This window comes from Micromonospora sp. BL4 (assembly GCF_003667505.1).
Classification (GTDB): Bacteria; Actinomycetota; Actinomycetes; order Mycobacteriales; family Micromonosporaceae; genus Micromonospora.
Genome location: NZ_RCVJ01000097.1, coordinates 1 through 20,908 on the forward strand (window position 1 = coordinate 1; position 20,908 = coordinate 20,908).

18 protein-coding genes, 1 tRNA gene and 1 pseudogene are annotated in these 20,908 nt (G+C 72.9%); 10 read left to right on the forward strand and 10 right to left on the reverse strand.

Translation table 11 applies throughout. The features are described 5' to 3' along the window. Both EAD89_RS09130 and EAD89_RS09135 read right to left on the reverse strand, forming a co-directional pair. The coding region (locus EAD89_RS09130; RefSeq protein WP_147458781.1) for a response regulator transcription factor at positions 1 to 676 on the reverse strand (676 nt) is incomplete at its 3' end. Beyond that, complete coding sequence (locus EAD89_RS09135; protein WP_121655845.1) at positions 673 to 1,878, reverse strand: sensor histidine kinase; 1,206 nt, start codon at positions 1,876 to 1,878, stop codon at positions 673 to 675. The genes EAD89_RS09135 and EAD89_RS09130, both read right to left, overlap by 4 nt. Before the next feature lie 217 nt (positions 1,879 to 2,095). Here EAD89_RS09135 and EAD89_RS09140 point away from each other — a divergent pair, with 217 nt between their 5' ends. After that, positions 2,096 to 2,437, forward strand: coding sequence for a hypothetical protein (locus EAD89_RS09140; protein WP_121655844.1), 342 nt, complete (start codon positions 2,096 to 2,098; stop codon positions 2,435 to 2,437). 50 nt (positions 2,438 to 2,487) lie between these two features. Here the strand turns inward: EAD89_RS09140 and EAD89_RS09145 are convergent, their stop codons facing one another. Next, on the reverse strand, positions 2,488 to 3,150 hold the full coding sequence (locus EAD89_RS09145) for a hypothetical protein (protein ID WP_121675418.1): 663 nt from the start codon (positions 3,148 to 3,150) through the stop codon (positions 2,488 to 2,490). 240 nt (positions 3,151 to 3,390) lie between these two features. On the opposite strand from EAD89_RS09145, the gene EAD89_RS09150 reads away from it, so the two are divergent. Then, complete coding sequence (locus tag EAD89_RS09150) at positions 3,391 to 4,011, forward strand: copper resistance CopC family protein (protein WP_233578399.1); 621 nt, start codon at positions 3,391 to 3,393, stop codon at positions 4,009 to 4,011. A 225-nt stretch (positions 4,012 to 4,236) separates the two neighbouring features. Here the strand turns inward: EAD89_RS09150 and gltX are convergent, their stop codons facing one another. The 3 genes from gltX to EAD89_RS09165 are packed head-to-tail and all read right to left on the reverse strand — an operon-like array spanning position 4,237 to position 8,321. After that, positions 4,237 to 5,646 carry a glutamate--tRNA ligase gene (gene gltX / locus EAD89_RS09155; protein ID WP_121675419.1) on the reverse strand — a complete coding sequence of 470 codons (1,410 nt, stop codon included), beginning with the start codon at positions 5,644 to 5,646 and terminating at the stop codon, positions 4,237 to 4,239. Between the two features lie 51 nt (positions 5,647 to 5,697). After that, entirely contained in the window at positions 5,698 to 6,975 is a 1,278-nt protein-coding gene (locus EAD89_RS09160) for an MFS transporter (protein WP_121675420.1), read from the reverse strand. Next, a complete protein-coding gene (locus tag EAD89_RS09165; protein WP_121675421.1) occupies positions 6,972 to 8,321 on the reverse strand; it encodes a GH1 family beta-glucosidase in 1,350 nt (449 codons plus the stop codon). The genes EAD89_RS09160 and EAD89_RS09165 overlap by 4 nt, the downstream gene beginning before the upstream one ends. A gap of 187 nt (positions 8,322 to 8,508) precedes the next feature. On the opposite strand from EAD89_RS09165, the gene EAD89_RS09170 reads away from it, so the two are divergent. Next, positions 8,509 to 8,958 (forward strand): SRPBCC domain-containing protein, encoded by a 450-nt coding sequence (locus EAD89_RS09170; RefSeq protein WP_074313361.1) that lies wholly within the window; start codon positions 8,509 to 8,511, stop codon positions 8,956 to 8,958. Between the two features lie 184 nt (positions 8,959 to 9,142). Here EAD89_RS09170 and aceE read toward each other — a convergent pair whose 3' ends face one another. Then, entirely contained in the window at positions 9,143 to 11,881 is a 2,739-nt protein-coding gene (aceE, locus tag EAD89_RS09175; protein ID WP_121652255.1) for a pyruvate dehydrogenase (acetyl-transferring), homodimeric type, read from the reverse strand. 234 nt (positions 11,882 to 12,115) lie between these two features. On the opposite strand from aceE, the gene EAD89_RS09180 reads away from it, so the two are divergent. Continuing rightward, positions 12,116 to 12,520: a YjbQ family protein gene (locus EAD89_RS09180; protein WP_199723205.1), complete on the forward strand. Its 405-nt coding sequence runs from the start codon at positions 12,116 to 12,118 to the stop codon at positions 12,518 to 12,520. A 106-nt stretch (positions 12,521 to 12,626) separates the two neighbouring features. Here EAD89_RS09180 and EAD89_RS09185 read toward each other — a convergent pair whose 3' ends face one another. Further along, positions 12,627 to 14,276: an alkaline phosphatase gene (locus tag EAD89_RS09185; protein WP_121675422.1), complete on the reverse strand. Its 1,650-nt coding sequence runs from the start codon at positions 14,274 to 14,276 to the stop codon at positions 12,627 to 12,629. Positions 14,277 to 14,549: 273 nt separating this feature from the next. Here EAD89_RS09185 and EAD89_RS09190 point away from each other — a divergent pair, with 273 nt between their 5' ends. The 6 genes from EAD89_RS09190 (at position 14,550) to EAD89_RS09215 (ending at position 19,332) form a co-directional block, all read left to right on the forward strand. Continuing rightward, positions 14,550 to 14,954: a MarR family winged helix-turn-helix transcriptional regulator gene (locus EAD89_RS09190; RefSeq protein WP_121675434.1), complete on the forward strand. Its 405-nt coding sequence runs from the start codon at positions 14,550 to 14,552 to the stop codon at positions 14,952 to 14,954. Between the two features lie 51 nt (positions 14,955 to 15,005). Then, a complete protein-coding gene (locus EAD89_RS09195) occupies positions 15,006 to 17,435 on the forward strand; it encodes a thiamine pyrophosphate-dependent enzyme (RefSeq protein WP_121675423.1) in 2,430 nt (809 codons plus the stop codon). Positions 17,436 to 17,548: 113 nt separating this feature from the next. Then, the gene (locus EAD89_RS09200; protein WP_007463483.1) at positions 17,549 to 17,986 is read left to right on the forward strand and encodes a DUF3052 domain-containing protein; all 438 of its coding nucleotides are present in this window, start codon (positions 17,549 to 17,551) and stop codon (positions 17,984 to 17,986) included. Between the two features lie 91 nt (positions 17,987 to 18,077). Continuing rightward, positions 18,078 to 18,542, forward strand: a complete 465-nt coding sequence (locus tag EAD89_RS09205) for a peroxiredoxin (RefSeq protein WP_121655837.1) — start codon at positions 18,078 to 18,080, stop codon at positions 18,540 to 18,542. Positions 18,543 to 18,619: 77 nt separating this feature from the next. Next, positions 18,620 to 18,691 (forward strand) — tRNA-Val (locus EAD89_RS09210). Between the two features lie 89 nt (positions 18,692 to 18,780). Further along, complete coding sequence (locus EAD89_RS09215) at positions 18,781 to 19,332, forward strand: DinB family protein (RefSeq protein ID WP_121675424.1); 552 nt, start codon at positions 18,781 to 18,783, stop codon at positions 19,330 to 19,332. Between the two features lie 601 nt (positions 19,333 to 19,933). On the opposite strand, the pseudogene EAD89_RS09220 reads toward EAD89_RS09215, so the two are convergent. Further along, positions 19,934 to 20,167 (reverse strand): annotated as a pseudogene (locus EAD89_RS09220) (SDR family NAD(P)-dependent oxidoreductase); the annotation flags it as partial. Further along, positions 20,151 to 20,870, reverse strand: coding sequence for a Pr6Pr family membrane protein (locus tag EAD89_RS09225; protein ID WP_121675425.1), 720 nt, complete (start codon positions 20,868 to 20,870; stop codon positions 20,151 to 20,153). The gene EAD89_RS09225 and the pseudogene EAD89_RS09220, both read right to left, overlap by 17 nt. Positions 20,871 to 20,908: the final 38 nt, after the last annotated feature.

The following is a 20,908-nucleotide window of genomic DNA, read 5'->3' on the forward strand; positions in this document are numbered from 1 at the left end:
GGCCCAGCTCCTGGGCCAGGATCGCGGCCTGCACCCGGCTGCGCAGGTCCAGCTTCGCCAGGATCCGGCTCACGTGCGTCTTGGTGGTGCTCTCCGCCATCGCCAGCCGGTCGGCGATCTGCTGGTTGGACAGGCCCAGGCCGAGGCAGGCCAGCACGTCACGCTCGCGCGGGGTGAGCGTGTCCAGGGCCGCCCGGGTGGTGGCCGACGCGCCCGGCGCGGTGGCCGCGAACGCCGCGATCAACCGGCGGGTCACCGCGGGGGCGATGAACCCGTCGCCACGGGCCACCGTCCGTACCGCCGCCACCAGCCCCGCGGCGTCGGTGTCCTTGAGCAGGAAACCGGCCGCCCCGGCGCGCAGCGCCCCGAAGACGTACTCGTCGAGGTCGAACGTGGTGAGCACCAGCACGTCGGCGAGCCCCTCGGCGACGATCGCCCGGGTCGCGGAGATGCCGTCCCGGCGCGGCATCCGGATGTCGAGCACCGCGACGTCCGGCCGCAGCTCCCGACACAGGCGTACCGCCTCGTCGCCGTCGCCCGCCTCGCCGACCACCTCGACGCCCGGCGCGCCGGCCAGGATCAGCGTCAGCCCGGCTCGTACCGCCGGCTGGTCGTCCGCCACGACCACCCGGACCGCCGTACCCGCGTCCCCCGGTACCCGGGCCGGGCCGGTCACCCGTCCTCCCGGGTGGGCAGCGCGGCCCGGACCCGCCAGCGGCCGTCGTGCGGCCCGGCGTCGAACCGGCCCGCCAGCAGCGTGGCCCGTTCCCGCATCCCGATCAGCCCGGCCCCGGCGCCGGTCAGCCCGGCGCCGCCCCGGCGAACCGGATTCTCCACCGTCAGCACGACCTCCGCCGGCCGGTACGCGATCGTCAGCTCCGCCTCGCCCGCGCCGTGCTTGAGCGCGTTGGTCAGGGACTCCTGCACGATCCGGTACGCCGCGAGGTCCACCCCCACCGGCAGCGGGCCGGGCGTGCCGTCGGTGTGGACCCGCACCGCGAGGCCGGCGGCCCGGATCCGCTCGACCAACCGGTCCGCCTCGGCGAGCCGCGCGCTGGCCGCCTCCGGCAACGCGCCGTCGTCGCCCGCCGGTGCGCGCGCGCCGCCGGCACCGGGCTCGCGCAGCAGCTCGATCATCTGCCGCATCTCCGCCAGACCCTGCACGCTGCTCTCCCGGATCACCCGCAACGCCGAGTCGACCTGGCCGCGGTCCAGCCCGGGCACCGACAGCACGGCGGTGGCGTGGATGGCCACCGCGCTGAGATGGTTGGCGACCACGTCGTGCAGCTCCCGGGCCATCCGGGCCCGTTCGGCGCTGACCGCCTGCCAGCGGTCCAGCTCCACCAGCCGGGCGGTCTGCTCGGCGCGGGCCCGTTCGGCGGCGGCCTGGTCGCGGTACTGCCGGACGCTGATCCCGGTGAGCACCGGCAACAGGCCGACGAGCACCACCAGCACCCCGACGGCGACCCCGCGCCACTCGCCGGAGCCGAGCACGCCGACCACCGCGCCGAGCACGCTCAGCCCCACGGTCACCCGCAGCAGCCACCGCCACAGCCGCGCCGGCCCGTACACGCAGGCGTCGTAGAGCACCTGGGTGTAGATCACGATCGTGCCCAGCGAGCCGCCGAGCGCGACGTCCACGACCAGCGCCCCCGTGCCGACCCCCAGGCTGGAACGCGGCGCGACCCGGCGCAGGCCGACGGCCACGCACACGGCCAGCAGCGGCGGCAGGAACAGCGCGGGCGGCACGTCCGGATGTGGACGGATCTGTGGTTGCCAGCCGAGGGCGAACAGCATCAGGCCGCCGGTCAGCGACGCGCCGGCCAGCGCGAGATCCCGGCCGAGCGTGCCGGAGCCGAGCCACGGTGGCGGTCGCATGGTCCCGATCCCATCACAGCCGTCGAGCCACGGACTCCGACCCGGGGAGGACCCCGCCGCACCCGACATGCGCCGAAAGGGGTACGCCGGCGGGCGGCGACTCGGCAAACGTTGCTGGTCTGCGTACCCGTGGTGGCCCCGTCGGTCCCGGCCAGTACGGTGTCAGGGCACGTCGGGGGGAGCACCCGCGGGTGAGTGTGAGCGTGAGGAGACCGGGATGGCGCACGGGGAGGCCGACCACGGCTGCGCCCAGGGCGAGCCCTGCCGGCCGGGGAACCACGACCCGCAGGCGGCTGCCAAGCACCGCCGGGCGGTCGGCGGCGCGCCGTCGCACCCGCCGGAGCCGACCACCGGGCGACCCGCCGACCGGCCGGACGACGACGCCGTGGTGCCCCGCCAGCGGACCGGCGAACCGGCGCTGCCCGGGGAGCCCGAGCCCGATCCCACCTCAGGCTGCCGCAGCGAGATGCCCGGTTGGGCCGGCGCGCACCGGCACGGCCCGGTGCGGCCGCGCCAGCGCGCCACCCGTCGGGAGCGCCCACCGCGCCGCTGGTGCTGACCGGACGACCGCCCGCCTGACGGGTCAGCGGGCGGGTCGTCGGTGACCGGTCAGCGGGTACGGCGGCGGATCAGCAGCGCGATCCCGGCGAGGCCGACCGTGATGGTCAGCATCACCGCGACGTTGAGCAGCAGCAGTCGTTGCAGCTCGCCGAGCGCCTCGTCGATGTCCTTGGCCGGGTCGAGGGTGTCTTCCGGGAGCACCCGCTCGCCGCCGCCCACGCCGCCGCTGACCGTGTCGAACTGCCGCTCCAGCGGCACCCCCGCGGTACGCAACGTCTCGGACATGCTGAGCCGGCCGAGGAACCACCCGGCGCTGATCTTGCGGGAGTCCGGCTGCTTCGCCGGCCGGTAGATCCGTGGACCACCGACCGCCTTGGGATAGAGGTCGTACGTCTGCTTCGGCGTCTCACCGGCGAGGACCACGACTGTGTACTTCGGACCGAGGTTGGCCGCCTTCGGCCCCTTGGGCTGGCCCACGCGACCGAGGAAGTTGACCTGGTCGATGACCGCGACGACGTGCGCCGGCTGTGTTTCCGCGCGCAACCGCAATGGTTCGGACAGCCCCGGGCCGCTGATGTCCACTCCCGCCGGTGCCGGCTTCGGTGCCGGCTTCGGTGCCGCCTTGGCCGGGCCGGCGGTGCCGAGCGACAGCAGCGCCGCCGCCAGCGTGCCAGCCAGCACGGCGACGTACCGCCTCATCTGTCGGACCATCCCGCCTCCTCGCCCCGTTCGATGGATGGCTTCGCCGTGACGTCCGGATCGATTGGTCGGTGGCGGAACCGACCGGGCGGTCGGGGCCACTCTCACAGGGTCGCAGAACGTCGATGATTTGCAGCTTGTGGAGCAGTTATTGGAACTATCTGCGATCTCTGCTCGACTAATGAGGAGCCGTTTGATCAGCGGGCGGATCGTACCCTTACGGAGGGGTTCATGGGGGGCAGGGTTACACGTATGGCACGGATCGTGCCAGTGGTGCTCGGCGTGGCGTGCGGTGTGTCGTTGCTGGCCCCGGCTACGCCAGCCGCGGCGCACAATTCGCTGACCGGCAGCAATCCGCGCGACGGCGCCCGGGTGGCCACCGCGCCCACCCGGATCGAGCTCCGGTTCCTGGCAAAGCCGAACCCGGCTACGACGAAGATCACAATAACCGGACCGGACAATGTGGTCGCCGGCGGGCTGCCGGCCTTCGCCGGCAGCCGCGTGCGGGTGCCGTTCAAGCCCGGCGCCGCGGGGCTCTACATCGTCGGTTACCAGCTCGCCTCCAACGACGGGCACCCGGTGAAGGGGGAGGTGCGGTTCACCCTCACCACCGGCACGGCCGCCGACCCGTCCGCCTCGCCGTCGGCCAGCGGTGGCGCTGCCGCGACGCCGGGTGCCGCAGCCGGCTCGCCGTCGACCGGGCCGACCTCGGCATCACCCGTCGCGGAGAGCGGCAGCCCGACGGCGGTCGTGCCGCTGGCGCAGGAGGACGCCGACTCCGGTCAGCGCTGGTGGCTCTGGGCACTCGGTGCCCTGGTGCTCGCCGTCCTGGTGAGCGGATTCCTGCTCCGCCGTCGGGCCACCCGCGACTGACCCGGCCCTCATTGCCCGGCCGACCCTCGGGGCAGGCCCGTTGCCCCCTTTGCTCTGCTTGTGCATACGCGACACTCAGCGCGGGTGTCTGTCGCATATGAGTAAGCAGAGCAAAGGCGGCGAGGAGGGTGCACCCGGCTCGCGCCGGTGACACCGCCAGTTCGGCACAGATGGCGACGCCGCCCCACCGTCGTTCAGCGGGGCGGCGTGGCGCGACCGAGGCGGTCAGACCAGGCGGAGCCGGGCGGCGCGCATCCGGGTCAGGGTGCGCTCGCGGCCGAGCACCTCCAGCGACTCGAACAGCGGCAGGCCGATGGTGCGACCGGTGACGGCGACCCGGACGGGGGCCTGCGTCTTGCCGAGCTTGAGGCCCCGCTCGGCGCCGACCGCCTCCAGCGTCGACTTCAGCGACTCGGCGTCCCACGACTCCAGAGCCTCGAACGCGGCGACGGCGGCGTCCAGCAGGTCGGCGGAGCCGTCCTTCATGGTCTTGGTCCAGGCGGCCTCGTCGATCGTCGACGCGGCCAGGAAGAGGAAATCGACGTTGGGCACGATCTCGCTGAGCACCGCGATCCGGGTCTGCGCCAGCGGCGCCACGGCGGCGAACGCGTCGGCGTCGAACTCCTCGGGCTGCCACGGCGGCGGCGCGATGGTGCCGGTGCCGGTCAGCCATGGCTGGCAGGCGTCGATGAACTCGGCCACCGGCAGCGCCCGGATGTACTCGCCGTTGAACGCGCGCAGCTTCTTCTCGTCGAAGAACGCGGGGGAGGGGTTGACCTCCTCCAGCCGGAACTCGTCCTCGATCACCGACCAGGGGACGATCTCGCGGTCCCCGGAGGGCGCCCAGCCGAGCAGCATCAAGTAGTTGCGCATCGCGCCGGCGAGGTAGCCCTCGTCGCGGTACGCCTCCAGGGCGACCTTGTCCCGCCGCTTGGAGAGCTTCTGCCGCTTCTCGTTCACCACCACCGGCACGTGCGCCCAGACCGGCGGCTTGACCCCGAGGGCGTCCCAGAGCAGCTGCTGCTTGGGGGTGTTGGGGAGGTGCTCCTCGGCCCGGATCACGTGGGTGATCCCCATGGTCATGTCGTCGACGACGTTGGCCAGCAGGAAGACCGGCGAGCCGTCGCCCCGGGCGATGACGAAGTCCTCGATCAACCGGTTCTCGAACGTGGGCTCGCCGCGGATCAGGTCGACCACCACCGTCGCGCCCTCGTCGGGCGTACGGAAGCGCAGCGCCCGCCCCTCACCCGGGCCGAGGCCCAGGTCGCGGTGGTAGCCGTCGTAGCCCTGGTGCTGCGAGCCGGTGCGGGCCTGCACGTCCTCACGGGTGCAGTCGCAGTAGTACGCGCGGCCCGACTCGTAGAGCCGGGCGGCGGCGGCCCGGTGCTCGCCGGCGTTCTGGGACTGGAAGTAGGGGCCCTCGTAGCTGCCCCGGGAGATGCCGATCCAGTCCAGCGCGGAGAGGATGCCCTCGGTCCACTCGGGCTTGTTGCGCGCCGCGTCGGTGTCCTCGACGCGCAGCACGAACACCCCGCCCTGCTGCTTGGCGTAGATCCAGTTCTGCAGCGCCGAGCGGGCGCCGCCGACGTGGAACATGCCGGTCGGGGAGGGGGCGAAACGCACACGTACTGTCACGCCCCCCAGCCTACGGCGGCTGGCGACCGGTTTCGGTCACGGCCCCCCGACTCAGGGGACCGAACGGATCTTGAGGACCAGGGCGCTGCCGACCAGGGTGACCGCGGCGGTGACCGCGTAAAGCGTCGGGTAGCCGCCCAGGTACACCACGAGCGGGGCGGAGAGCGCCGGCCCGAGCACCTGTGGCGCCGAGTTGGCGATGTTGATCACGCCGAGGTCCTTGGCCCGGTCGGTGGCGCGGGGCAGCACCTGGGTGATCAGCGCGGCGTCCACCGAGAGGTAGACGCCGTAGCCGGCGCCGAGCAGCAGGGCGGCGACGATCGCCATCGGCCAGACCGGCGCGACCGCGAGCAGCAGCGCCGCCACCGCCATGATCAGCCCCGAGACGATCACGTAGATCTTCCGTCGCCCGGATCGGTCCGACAGCCGGCCGGCGACCACCGCGGTCAGCATCATGCCGAGCGTGTAGAGCAGGATCAGCACGAGCAGGCCGCCCTCGGGGTCGGGGTGGCGGACCCCGTCGGTGAGGAAGTACAGCAGGTAGAGGGTGCCCAGGGCGTTGCCGAGCTGGACCAGGAACCGGGTGATCCAGGCCCAGGCGAAGTCCGGGTGCCGGCGCGGGCTGATCCACATCGAGGCCAGCAGCGCGCGGGTCCGCAGCGCCGGGCGGTGCGCGCGGGGCAGCGGGTCGTCCGGGGTGAACAGCGCGAACGGCAGGGACAGCAGCACGATCGCCACCGCGATGGCCAGGTAACCGGCCGCGTTGCCGGTGACCAGGGCGGTGACCAGCACCGCGCCGAGCACCAGCCCGAGCGCCTGCGGGATGCCCACCCATCCGGAGACGCCGCCGCGCTGCACGACCGGCACCCGGTCCGGGACGGCCGCGGTGAGGCTGGCCAGCATCGCGTTGAAGCACACCTGTGCGGCGACCCAGCCGAGGGCGACCCCGAGGATGGTCCGCTGCTGGGCCAGCAGCACCAGGGCCGCCGCGCCGAGCAGTGCCCCGCCCGCGGTCCAGACGTGCCGGCGGCCGAACTCCCGGCCGGCCACCCGCAGGCAGGTCCGGTCGGACAACGCGCCCGCGAGCGGGTTGGCCAGCACCGCGGCCAGCGCGCCCAGACCGGTGACCACGGCCAGCATGGTCTCCTTGTCGCCCGGCGCGATCCGCTCGATCTGCTGCGGCAGCAGCACCTGGATGGGGGTGAAGAACGCCATCCAGACCCCGAGGTTGGCCGCGAAGATCAACCCGATCCAGCCGCGCCGTACCGGCACGGTCGGCTCGGCGAGCGCGGCCGGCAGCGACGCCGGGGTCGGGTCGAGGGTGGTCACCGTGCCGACCCCGGCCGGCTGGCCGCGATCACGTCCCGCAGCCAGGTGTACGAGGACTTCGGCGTACGGATCTGGGTGGTGTAGTCCACGTGCACCAGACCGAAGCGCTTGGTGAACCCCTCGGCCCACTCCCAGTTGTCCAGCAGCGACCAGACGAAGTACCCGCGCACGTCGACCCCGTCGTCGATGGCGGCCCGCACCGCCCGCAGGTGCCCGTCGAGGTACGCGATCCGCTCCGGGTCCGGCACCCGCCCGTCCGCGTCCGGTGCGTCGTCGTACGCGCAGCCGCTCTCGGTGATCTCGATCGGGGGCAGCGCGTCGCCGTACGTGTCGCGCAGCCAGCGGAGCAGGTCGTGCAGCCCGTCGGGGGCCACGGGCCAGTCGAAGGCGGTACGCGGGTAGCCCTCGATCGGCACCAGGTCGAACGGCAGCGGGGACCCCTCCTCGGCGGCCCGTACGCCGGTCGGGCTGTAGTAGTTGACCCCGAGCACGTCGATCGGCGCGGCGATCGTGTCCAGGTCACCGGGGTGGACCACGCCGGCGTCGAAGCCGGGCAGCTCCGGGTAGCCCCGGCCGAGCAGCGGGTCGGTGAAGAGCCGGTTGTGCAGCGCCTCGTACGCGGCCCCGGCGGCGCGGTCGGCGTCGGTGTCGCCGAGCACCCGCACCGGCGAGTAGTTGTTGGCGATCGCCACCGGGCTGGCGGTGCGGCTTCGGAGCGCGGCGACCGCGAGACCGTGCCCGAGCAGTTGGTGGTGGGCGACCGGAAAGGCGTCGAAGAGCAGCATCCGGCCGGGGGCGTGCACGCCCATGCCGTAGCCGAGGCTCATGTGGATGAACGGCTCGTTCAGCGTGATCCAGAGCCGGACCCGGTCGCCGAGCCGGGCGGCGGTCAGGTCGGCGTACTCGGCGAAGCGGGCGGCGGTGTCACGGCGCAGCCAGCCTCCGGCGTCTTCGAGGGGTTGGGGCAGGTCCCAGTGGTACAGGGTGGCCACCGGGTCGATGCCGGCGGTCAGCAACTCGTCCACCAGCCGGTCGTAGAAGTCCAGGCCGGCGGCGTTGGCCGGGCCGGCGCCGGTGGGCTGCACACGGGGCCAGGCGATGGAGAACCGGTACGCCGAGGCGCCGAGCCCGGCCAGCAGCGCCACGTCCTCGGTGTGCCGGTGGTAGTGGTCGCAGGCCACCTCGCCGCTGCTGCCGTCGCTGATCCGACCGGGGGAGTGCGCGAAGGTGTCCCAGATGGACGGTCCGCGCCCGTCGGCCGTGGTGGCGCCCTCGATCTGGTGGGCCGAGGTGGAGACGCCCCAGCGGAAGCCGTCGGGGAACTCGGGCATCGGTGCGGTCGACATGCGCCCTCCCGGTCAACGTGAAACGTGTTCGGGACTCTAGGGCGCTGCGGATGAATGCGCCATAGGCCGGGATGACGCGATGCGCAATGGTTGATCGGCGTGTCTTTTTCCAAACCCGTCCAGGTACGTCCGATTTTGCGCATAGAGTGCCGATATCGTGGGATGTCCTCACTGGAGGAAGACGGAAATGATCCTCGTGGAACGCAGTGCGCACGTGGCGGCGCCGGTGGAAGTGGTCTGGGACGTCGTACAGCGGGCTGAGCAGTTGCCGGCCTGGCTGGCGGGGGTCCGTGCGGCCGAAGTGCTCTCGGGGGAGGGCTTCGGCCGGCGGCAGCTGGTCCAGGCGGGGCGCGGCTCGGCGCACGAGGCCGAGGTGATCGCCTATCAGGAGCCGACTCTGATCGGCTGGCGGGAACGGGCCAAGGGCGCGGGCGCCCGCGCGGAGGCGCGCACCGAAATCTACGTCCAGCTCACTCCGGACGAGGAGGAGGAGGGCGGGACCATCGTGCGGCTCATCGTGGTCCGCTGGCCGGCCGGCCCGGTCAAGGCGGCCCTGCTGCGCCTCGGACTGCGTCGGGTCGGCGCCGACCTGGAGGACTCGCTGGCCCGGCTCACCGACCTGGCCGCCGTCGGCTGATCCGCCGAGTTCACGGCGTCACCCGCCCCGGCGGTGGCCCCCGGGTCCCCGCCAGGGACCCCGGACCGCCGCCGCCCTCATCTCACCGCCGTCCGCCCGGTCGGTCGGGAGTGCGGGGCAAGGGTGCGGGTGCACCAAAAAGGGCCCGGCGCACCGCGCCGGGCCCTTCCTTGGTCGTGCTGGATCAGCTGTCGCCGCCGGTCTCGCCGACCGGGGCGGCGTTCACGTCGTCGATCGCGTACTTCTTGGCGGCCTCGGCCGGCACGGTCGCCGCGACCGCGCCGCTGCGGGCGAGCTGCCGCAGCGTGGCGACCACGATCGACTCGGCGTCGACGTGGAAGTGCCGGCGCAGCGCGTGCCGGGTGTCAGACATGCCGTAGCCGTCGGTGCCGAGCGACGTGTAGTCGCCGGGAACCCAGCGGGCGATCAGGTCCGGCACCGCGCGCATCCAGTCGCTGACCGCGACCTTCGGCCCGTCGGCGTCGGCCAGCTTCTGCTGGACGTACGGCACCTTCGCCTCGGCGCCCGGGTTGAGCAGGTTGAACTCCTCGCACTCCACCGCGTCGCGGCGCAGCTCGGTCCAGGAGGTCACCGACCAGACGTCGGCGGCCACCCCCCAGTCCTGGGCGAGCAGCTGCTGGGCCTTGAGCGCCCACTGCATGCCGGTGCCCGAGGCGAGCACGTTGGCCTTCGGGCCGTCGACCTGCGGTGCCGGCGAGTAGCGGTAGATGCCCTTGAGCAGGCCCTCCACGTCCACCCCGGCCGGCTCCGCCGGCTGAAGGATCGGCTCGTTGTAGACCGTCAGGTAGTAGAGGACGTTCTCCTGCGCGTCCCCGTACATCCGGTGCAGGCCGTTCTCCATGATGTGCGCGATCTCGAAGGAGAACGCCGGGTCGTACGCGACCACCGCCGGGTTGGTGGCGGCGATCAGCAGCGAGTGGCCGTCCTCGTGCTGGAGGCCCTCACCGTTGAGCGTCGTCCGTCCCGCGGTCGCGCCGAGCAGGAAGCCCCGCGCCATCTGGTCCGCCGCCGCCCACAGCCCGTCGGCGGTCCGCTGGAACCCGAACATCGAGTAGAAGATGTACATCGGGATCATCGGCTCGTCGTGCGTGGCGTACGACGAGCCCGCGGCGGTGAACGAGGCGACCGAGCCGGCCTCGTTGATCCCCTCGTGCAGGATCTGCCCGGTCGTCGACTCCTTGTACGACAGGAACAGCTCCCGGTCGACGGAGGTGTAGCGCTGGCCGTGCGGCGAGTAGATCTTCGCGGTCGGGAAGATCGAGTCGAGGCCGAACGTGCGCGCCTCGTCGGGGATGATCGGCACCCAGCGCTTGCCGAACTCCTTGTCCTTCATGATGTCCTTGAGCAGGCGGACGAAGGCCATGGTGGTGGCCACCTTCTGCTTGCCCGAGCCGCGCTTGACGTCGGCGAACCGTTCCGGGCCGGGGATGGTCAGCCGCTTGGTGCTGCTCCGCCGGGACGGCAGGTAGCCGCCGAGCTGCTCGCGCCGCTCCTTGAGGTACGCCAGCTCCTCGGACTTCTCGCCCGGGTGGTAGTACGGCGGCAGGTAGGGGTTCTCCTCCAGCGCCGAGTCCGGAATGTCCAGGTAGAGGCGGTCGCGGAAGGTCTTCAAGTCCTCCAGCGTCAGCTTCTTCATCTGGTGGGTCGCGTTACGGCCCTCGAAGTGCGAGCCGAGCGTCCAGCCCTTGATCGTCTTCGCCAGGATGACGGTGGGCTGACCAGTGTGCTCGGTGGCCGCCTTGTAGGCCGCGTAGAGCTTGCGGTAGTCGTGCCCACCCCGCTTGAGGTTCCAGATCTCGTCGTCGCTCAGCGGCTCGACCATCTTGCGCGTGCGCGGGTCGCGGCCGAAGAAGTGCTCCCGCACGTACGCGCCGGACTCCGCCTTGTAGGTCTGGTAGTCGCCGTCGGTCGTGGTGTTCATGAGGTTGACCAGCGCGCCGTCGGTGTCGGCGGCGAGCAGCGGGTCCCACTCCCGGCCCCAGACCACCTTGATGACGTTCCAGCCGGCGCCCCGGAAGAACGCCTCCAGCTCCTGCATCACCTTGCCGTTGCCGCGGACGGGACCGTCCAGACGCTGGAGGTTGCAGTTGATCACGAAGGTGAGGTTGTCGAGCTCCTCGCGGGCGGCCACGCCGATGGCGCCCAGCGTCTCCGGCTCGTCCATCTCACCGTCGCCGAGGAACGCCCAGACGTGCTGCTGCGACGTGTCCTTGATGCCGCGGTGCTGCAGGTACCGGTTGAACCGGGCCTGGTAGATCGCGTTCAGGCCACCGAGGCCCATCGAGACGGTGGGGAACTCCCAGAAGTCCGGCATCAACCGCGGGTGCGGGTACGAGGGCAGCCCACCACCCGGGTGTGACAGCTCCTGCCGGAACCCGTCGAGCTGGTGCTCGCTGAGCCGCCCCTCCAGGAACGCGCGCGCGTACATACCGGGGGAAGCGTGACCCTGGTAGTAGATCTGGTCGCCGCCGCCCGGGTGGTTCTTGCCCCGGAAGAAGTGGTTGAAGCCCACCTCGTAGAGCGACGCCGAGCTGGCGAAGGTGGAGATGTGCCCGCCGACACCGATCTCCGGGCGCTGCGCCCGGTGCACCAGCATCGCGGCGTTCCACCGGACGTAGGCCCGGATCCGCCGCTCGACGTGCTCGTCGCCCGGGAACCACGGCTCGCGCTCCGGAGTGATGGTGTTGATGTAGTCGGTGGTGGTCAGGGGCGGAACCCCGACCTGGCGTTCGCGAGCCCGCTCCAGCAGGCGCAGCATGACGTAACGGGCGCGTTTGGCACCTCGCTCGTCAATGACACCATCAAGCGACTCGACCCATTCGCTGGTCTCTTCAGGGTCGATGTCCGGAAGCTGGCTCGGTAGGCCGTCGCTGATCACCGGGCGCTTGCGTTCCGTAGCCACAGGCGTTCCCTCGGTTGTGTGTGGGATAGGTCTCTAGCGCCATCCTGCCCCCTGGTGGCACCCGTCGTCACGTCTAGGTCCCCTCGACGCGATGAGCGACACAGATACCCGCCGGTAACTTAGCGCTACGAGCACCGGGGTCGGCCGATCATGCGACGGCCGGAGGCGAGGGTGACTCCGCCGGGGTGACGGTGGCGACGGCTCCCGAGCCGGCGCTGGGGCAGAATGCGACGTATGCGCAGTGACGTGATCACCGTCCAGACCGGGTCCCGACCGGCCGTCCGGGACATCACCGCCGAGGCCCAGGGGTTCGTCTCCAGCGAGGGCGACGGCCTGCTGCACGTCTTCGTGCCGCACGCCACCGCCGGACTGGCGATCATCGAGACCGGCTCCGGTTCCGACGACGACCTGCTCACCGCCCTGGACGCGCTGCTCCCCACCGACGACCGCTGGCGGCACCGGCACGGCTCGCCCGGCCACGGCCGGGACCACGTGCTGCCGGCGTTCGTCCCGCCGTACGCCACGCTGCCGGTGCTCGGGGGCCGGCTGGCGCTGGGCACCTGGCAGTCGCTCTGCCTGGTCGACACCAACGGCGACAACCCGACCCGCCAGGTCCGCTTCTCCTTCCTCCCCGCCTGACGCGCCTGCTGCCACCGGATCCGCGCGACACCCCGGACGACGCCGCCTCACCACGTGGCCGAGGCAGCACGTTCCCTGATGTCGCGCGGATCCTGGCGTCGGCAGGTTACGGGCGGACAGTCTCCTGCTGGACGGTCTGCTGGCCGGCGTCCGCGTACGGCGCGGCGGCGCGGGCAGCCGACTGGACCGGGTTGTCCGCCGTCTGGTGCAGGCCGGGCACGCGGTCCTCGATCACGAACGAGGCCCGGGTGTACGCGGGCGCGCCCGGCCGACTCACGTGCGGCAGCACGTCGAAGTCGGCGGAGAGCTGCCCCGGGGTGATCGTGGTGCGCACGTACCCCCGCAGGTTGTTCTGGAAGCGCAGGTGCGGGTTGAAGCCGAACCACGGGTGCGACCCGGACGCCGAGTCCGCGCCGTCGCCGCCCGAGGTGATCGAGGAGCAGACCAGTTCGGTGCCGACGGTGCGCGAGGTCGGATCGGCGTAGTCGAGCTTCAGGTCGCTGGCCCAGTGCGCGTGCACGTCGCCGGTCAGCACCACCGGGTTGCGTACCCCGGCGGCCAGCCAGCCCCGGGTGATCCGGTCCCGGGAGGCGACGTAGCCGTCCCAGGCGTCCATGCTGGTGACGGTGAGCGGGCCGGCGTTGTTGTCCCGCTGGGCGAAGAACACCTGCTGGCCCAGGATGTCCCAGCGGGCGTCCGAGCGGCGGAAGCCGTCCAGCAGCCACGCCTCCTGCTCCGCGCCGGTGATGGACCGGGCGGGGTCGGAGGCCGCCGGGCAGGCGTCATAGCCGTCGCCACAGGCCTGGTCGTCGCGGTACTGCCGGGTGTCGAGCATGTGGAAGGTGGCCAGCCGTCCCCAGCGGACCCGCCGGTAGAGCTGCATGTCGATGCCGCGCGGGATCGAGGTGCGCCGCAGCGGCATGTTCTCGTAGTACGCCTGGAATGCCGCCGCCCGCCGGGCGGGGAACTCCGGGTCCGGCGCCTCCGGCACCTCGTCGGCCCAGTTGTTCTCCACCTCGTGGTCGTCGAAGACGACCACCCACGGCGCCACCGCGTGCGCCGCCTGCAGGTCAGCGTCGGTCTTGTACTGGGCGTGCCGCTGCCGGTAGTTGGCCAGCGTCCGGGTCTCCGGCCCCTCGTGGTCACGCGGGTTGCCACCCGGGACGGTGTACGTGTCCGGCGCGTACTCGTACTGGTAGTCGCCCAGGTGCAGGATCAGCTCCGGCTCGGTCTCGGCCAGCCGCCGGTAGGCGGTGAAGTAGCCGTGCTCGTACTGGGAGCAGGAGGCGAAGCCCATCGCCAGCGCGGCGGGCATGGTCCACGGCGCCGGGGCGGTGCGGGTGCGCCCGACCGACGAGAGGTGCCGCTCGGCGCGGAACCGGTAGAAGTACTCCCGGCCGGGCAGCAGGCCGGCCAGCTCCACGTGCACGCTGTGCGCCGAGCGGGTGCGGGCGACGGCGACGCCGCGCCGCACGATGTGCCGGAATCGCTCGTCGGCGGCCAGCTCCCAGTGCACCGGCACGTCGCGGTCCGGCATGCCGCCGAGGCCGTCCTCGGCGAGCGGCTGCGGAGCCAGTCGGGTCCACAGCACGAACCCCTCGTGATCCGGGTCGCCGGAGGCCACGCCGAGGGTGAACGGGTAGGCCAACGGCCGGCGGGCCGCCGCCGCGCCGGCCGCCACCGGCAGCCCGGTGACCGCGCCGGCGGCGCCGAGGGCGGCGCCGGACAGCAGGATGGTACGTCGGGACAGTGACATGAATCCTCCCCAGAGTCCGATTTCTCGTGACTCCGGGAGCCTCGCGAGCCCTGATGACCGGGAGGTGACGGCGAGTGCCCCGGCTCGTCACCGGCAGCCGAACACCGATCATCGCGGTCGATCCGGCCGGGCCGCGGGCCAGCGTGACCCGGCCTGATCTTGGAGCTGGGCGGCCGGCCCCGTGCGTACGATGTGGCCGTGGCGCAGGAGGTCGTTCCCGCAGCGGGCGGGCCGGTGGACCGGGCCGGCCTGGCCGCCGACGTGGTACGCCGGATGGCGCACGTGACCGCCGCCCTGCGGCACCGGCAGGGCGCCGCGTTCACCGAGCTGGGGCTCACCCCGGCGGCGGCCCGGGCGCTGCACGAGCTGGACCCGGACCGGCCGCTGCCGGCCCGCGACCTCGCCGAGCGGCTGGGTTGTGACCGGTCGAACGTGACCGCGCTGGTCGACAAGCTGGAGCAGGCCGGCCTGGTCGAGCGCCGCACCGACCCCACCGACCGGCGGCAGAAGACGCTGGTGGTGACCGGGCAGGGCCGGGGCGTGCGGGATCGGGTGACCGAGGTGATGTCCGACTCCCGACTCCTGGCCGGGCTGACCGACCGGGAGCTGGGCACCCTGCGCGACCTGGTGTGGAAGGTGTCCGACGAGGGCTGGCCGGAGCCGTGCGGGCCGGAATGAGCCGAGGGGTCCTCGCCGTGTCCCGCTGGGCGACCAGGGCTTGCGTCGGTAATGCTGGGCGGCGTGACCACCCCGCAAGATCTCGACGACCGGTTCCGGGAGACGCTGGCGGCGCTGCCCGCCGCCGAGCGGCGGCGTGACCCCGCCGACCCGGTCACCGACGACGCCCCGCTGACCGGCGCGCAACTGCTGGACCTGTTCGACGCGCAGGTGACCAGCCGGCAGCTCGACCTGGCCGGCCGCTGGCTGCGCAGCTTCGGGGAGGGCTTCTACACCATCGGCTCGGCCGGGCACGAGGGCAACGCGGCGGTCGCCGCCGCGCTGCGCCCCACCGATCCGGCGCTGCTGCACTACCGCTCGGGCGCCTTCTACTGCGTGCGCGCCGCCCAGACCGTCGCCGACGCGGCGCCCGTCGCCGACCCGCCGCCGCCGGCGGAGCTTGCCGAGCCGGCCGAGCCGGCCGAGCCCGAACCGGACGGCTCCGTGCCGCCCGCCGGCGCGTTCGCGGCGTACGCGGACGCGGCCCGGGACGTGCTGCGCGGGATGGTCGCCTCCAGCCAGGAGCCGATCGCCGGGGGCCGGCACAAGGTGTTCGGCCGGGCCGACCTGGCCGTCGTGCCGACCACCTCCACCATCGCCTCGCACCTGCCGCGGGCGGTCGGGATGGGACTCGCCGTGGAGCGGCTGCGCCGGCTGGACAGCGCCGGGCGGCGCACCGGCGCCGGGGTGCGGGTCGGCAGCGGTGGCGGCGCCGAGCATGCCCCGTGGCCACCGGACGCCATCGTGGTCTGTTCGTTCGGCGACGCCTCGGTGAACCACGCCAGCGCCACCGCTGCCTTCAACACCGCCGGCTGGTACGACCACGCCGGGCTGCGCATCCCGGTGCTCTTCGTCTGCGAGGACAACGGGCTGGGCATCAGCGTCCGCTCCCCGGAGGGCTGGGTGGAGGCGACGCTGCGGGCAAAGCCGGGCATCCGCTACCTGGCCGCCGACGGGGCGGACCCGGTGCAGGCGTACGCGGTGGCGGCGGAGGCGGCGGCCTGGGTACGCCGGCACCGGCGCCCGGCCGTGCTGCACCTGCGCACCGTCCGGTTGATGGGGCACGCCGGAGCGGACGCGGAGTCGGCGTACCGCAGCCCGTCGGAACTCGCCGCGGACCTGGACCGGGACCCGCTGGCCGCCACCGCCCGGCTGCTCGTCGACGCCGGGATGGCGACGGGCGAGGAGCTGTTGGCCCGGTACGACGAGACCGGCTGGCAGGTGCGCCGGCTCGCTGAGGAGGTGCTGGGCGAGCCGAAGCTGGCCTCCGCGGCCGACGTGGTGTCCGCGCTCGCGCCCCGCCGGCCGGTACGGGTCGCGCGGGCGGTGGCCGACGCGGCGGCCCGGGCCAGCGGGCCCGGCGCGGGCGCCCGCGCGGAGGCGTTCGGGGGCAAGCCGCCGGAGCTGGTCGGCCCGCTGACCCTCGCGCAGAGCATCAACGCGGCGCTCGCCGACGGGCTGCTCGACCACCCGCAGATGGCGGTCTTCGGCGAGGACGTGGCCGCCAAGGGCGGCGTGTACGGGGTGACCAAGGGGCTGCGCGACCGTTTCGGGCCGGCTCGGGTCTTCGACACCCTGCTCGACGAGACCTCGGTGCTCGGGTTGGGCCTGGGCGCCGGGCTGGCCGGGATGCTGCCGGTGCCGGAGATCCAGTACCTGGCGTACCTGCACAACGCCGAGGACCAGCTGCGCGGCGAGGCGGCCACCATGCAGTTCTTCTCCCAGGGCGCGTTCCGCAACCCGATGGTGGTGCGGGTGGCCGGGCTCGCGTACCAGGAGGGGTTCGGCGGGCACTTCCACAACGACAACTCGGTGGCCGTACTCCGGGATGTGCCCGGCCTGGTGGTCGCGGTGCCGGCGCGGCCGGACGACGCCGCGCCCATGCTGCGGACCTGCCTGGCCAGCGCGGCGGTCGACGGCAGCGTCTGCGTGTTCCTGGAGCCGATCGCGCTCTACCACAACCGTGACCTGTACGCCGAGGGCGACGGGGAGTGGCTGGCCGGGTATCCGGAGCCGGGCGCCTGGGTGGCCGGGCACGTGCCGATCGGCCGGGCCCGGGTCTACCGGGTCGGTTCGGCCGACGACCTGACAATCATCACCTTCGGTAACGGGGTGCGGATGTCGCTGCGGGCCGCGGCCGTCCTCGCCGAGGAGGGGGTGGGCACCCGGGTGGTGGACCTGCGCTGGCTGGCCCCGCTGCCGGTGGCCGACATCATCCGGGAGGCCTCGGCGACCGGCCGGGTGCTGGTGGTGGACGAGACACGCCGGTCCGGCGGGGTCGGCGAAGGGGTGATCGCCGCGCTGGTCGACGCCGGATATGTGGGTGCGGCGCGACGAGTAGCCGGAGTTGACTCGTTTGTACCATTAGGTCCGGCAGCACGTCAGGTTCTGGTCTCCGAGGAAGCCATTACCGACGGTGCCCGTACGCTGCTGGCACGGTAAATTCCGTTCCACCCGGTGCGCCACTTGCGCGCGGACGCACAACTGTGTGGACTTTGCCTGACGGCGTCGGTTCCGGCGCCGCGAGCAGGGACGAGATGAGGAGGCACGCGACAGTGAGCGCGACCGCTGGTCAGGCCGCCGACGGGGTACGCAGCCTGGCGGACCGGTTCGGGATCGAACCGGGGATGGTCGTCATGGAGATGGGGTACGACGACGACGTCGACCAGGATCTCCGGGACGCCCTGACCGACCGCTGTGGAGATCTGGTCGACGAGGACACCGACGAGGTGGTCGACGCGGTGCTGGTCTGGTACCGCGACGGCGACGGTGACCTCTTCGAGCTTCTCGTCGACGCCCTCGGCCCGCTGGCCGACAACGGGGTCGTCTGGCTGCTCACGCCCAAGGCCGGGCGTGACGGGCACGTCGAGCCGAGCGAGGTCGCGGAGTCCGCGCCCACCGCCGGCCTTCAGCAGACCTCCACCGTCAACGCCGGCCGGGACTGGAGCGGCGCCCGCCTGGTGCTGCGCCGAGGGGCCAAGGCCAAGAAGTAGCCCGACACTCGTTCCCCTCGCGCGCCCGGCGGTCCGCGCCGCCGGGTGTGGCAGGCTCGTGCCGTCCCCTGACTCGACCCGAGGAGTTCGCATGCCCGTCGAGGTTGGCGCCGAGGCGCCGGACTTCACGCTGAAGGACCAGAACAACCAGGAGGTCCGGCTCTCGGCCTTCCGCGGTCGGCGCACCGTGCTGCTGGTCTTCTACCCGCTCGCCTTCACCGGCACCTGCCAGGGCGAGCTGGCTGAGGTGCGGGACAACCTCGACGAGTACGTCAACGACGACGTCCAGGTGCTGACGGTCAGCGTCGACTCGGTCTACAGCCACAAGGTCTGGGCCGACCGGGAGGGCTACCAGTTCCCCATGCTGGCCGACTTCTGGCCGCACGGCGCCGTCGCCCAGGCGTACGGGGTCTTCAACGACGTCGCCGGCTTCGCCAACCGGGGCACGTTCGTCATCGACAAGACCGGCGTGGTCCGCTTCGCCGAGCTGAACGGCCCAGGCGAAGCCCGCGACCAGCAGGGCTGGCGCAAGGCCATCGCCGAAGCGACCTCCTGACCGGGGTACGCCGTGCGCCCGGGTCGGCGGCGAGCAGGGTAAGCTTGCCAGCCTCCGGCCCGCCGTACGGGCGTTCCGGGCGCGTAGCTCAGTGGGAGAGCACCCGCCTTACAAGCGGGGGGTCGCAGGTTCGAAACCTGCCGCGCCCACCCCTTCTCGCATCAGCACCAATCCCGGCAGTCAACCAGTGATCGGCGCGGGCAGCGCTTCGCCACGTCGGGCGGTAGCGTCCGTCTCCATGACCAACGCGGACGAGCACGGTCACCCCGAACCGCCGATCGCGGGCGACGAGACCGCCACGCTGCTCGGCTCCCTGGACCGCCAGCGCGCCACGCTCGCGTGGAAGACCGGCGGGCTGGACGCCGCCGGCCTCCGGGCGACGCTCGGCCCGTCGTCGATCACCCTGGGCGGGCTGCTCAAGCACCTGGCCCTGGTCGAGGATCTCTACTTCTCGCTGAAGCTGGCCGGGCGGTCGCCGGGGCCACCGTGGGACACGGTCGACTGGGACGCGAATCCGGGCTGGGACTGGCGTTCGGCCGCCGACGACAGCCCCGAACAGCTCTACTCGCTCTGGCGGGAGGCGGTGGCGCGCTCCCGCGCGACCGTCGCGGAGTTGCTCGCCGACGCCGGGCCGGAGCAGTTGGCCCGGGGCGACTGGCCGGACGGTCAGGTGCCCAGCCTGCGCCGGGTCCTGGTCGACCTGATCGAGGAGTACGCACGGCACGTCGGCCACGCCGACCTGATCCGGGAGTCGGTGGACGGACTCACCGGCGAGGACCCGCCCCGCTGACGGTGGCGGCCAGAGTCTGGGCGCCGCCATGATGGGCGCGTGCAGGACACCGTCGCCGTCGCGTTGATCACCGCCCTGTCCACATTGGCCGCCGCCGCCCTGACCGGGCTGATCGGCGCGCGCAGCACCCGCCGACAACTGGCCCACCAGCTCACCGTCGCGCGGCAGGAGAACGCCGAACGGCGGGCGACCCGTCGTGACGAGCTGCGGCGAGAGGCGTACGTCGGGTTCCTGAGCGCCTGCGACCAGGCGTACCGGCGGTTGGACCGGCGGTGGGTGGAGGCCGGCGGGGACGGGCCGGAGCCCGGTTACGACGAGACGTACGCGGCGATGCGCGCCGTGGACGAGGCGTACAACCTGGTGTTGCTGGAGGGTCCGGCGGAGGTGGCGGCGGCGGCCCGGTCGGTGCTGGCCAGCCTCACCACCGAGTACGCCGACCAGCGCCGGTCGGCGGCGAGGCGGGGGTGCCGCTGCGCGACCGGCATCGCGAGCGCTGGCTCGCCGCAATCGAGGTGCGGACGAACCGCCGCGTCTCGTTCGTCGACACGGTACGCCCGGTGTTGGAGGGGGACGGGTGAGCCAGAACCGTCCACCCACGCCGCCGGTCGACCGCGTTCCGCACCGCGCTCGCGTCGGCGCCGTCGGCCTGGATGGCCAGCGCCCGCCGGCCCAGCGCCTCGATCTGCTTCACCACGGTCGCGGCCTGCTCAGCGTTCTGCCGGTAGGTCAGCGCCACGTCGGCCCCGTCCTGTGCCAGCCGCAGGGCGATACCGGCTCCGATGCCCCGGGAACCGCCCGTCACCAGGGCTACCGTTCCGTCAAACGTCGTCGTCATGCAAACGATCATGTCGCCGCGCCGGCTCCTCGTCTGGCGGCCATCGGACCCCTCGTTTCCACCCCCAGGTCCGTTTTCCGCCATCGCGCCGGGGGAGCGGGGCGTAGCCCGGAGACGGGTCGGGGCGGGTGAGGCGGACCGCGGTCAGGGCGATCAGCAGCAGGGTCAGGGCGAAGAGCAACGCGTTGAGGACGACCGTGGGGTACCCGAGTCGAGGGACGTCGAGGAACGGATAGAGGTAGCGGTCCTCGTCCCGGCCGAGGGCGCCGCGGACCAGGATCACCGTCAGCCACACCAGCGGATAGGCGAGCAGGCTGACCGCGTACGCCGGGCGCAGGGCCGCCCGGGGACGGCGGGTGAGCCACTCCGCGGCGGCCAGCGGCGGCGCGACCGCGTGCAGCAGCAGGTTGCCGGCGTCGGAGACCGGCCCCCGGGCGTCGACCGTGGCCACCATCGCGTAGCCGCTCCACGGATTGGCCAGCACCAGCACGAAGACCAGGGCAGTGCCGACGAGGTAGACGGCGAGCGCGGTGCGCAGCCGCTCGCCACCGCCGGCCAGCAGCGCCACGAGGTAGGCCAGGTTGACCTGCACGGTGAAGTAGAACAGCAGCTCGACGGGCTCCTCGCGCGCGGCGATCACGGACAGGGCCAGCCCGACGGCGACCACCGCGCCGGCGCTGACCCGCAGGACCCGGCCGGACACGCGGCGGACGCTACCATCGCCGCATCGACGGACGCCAT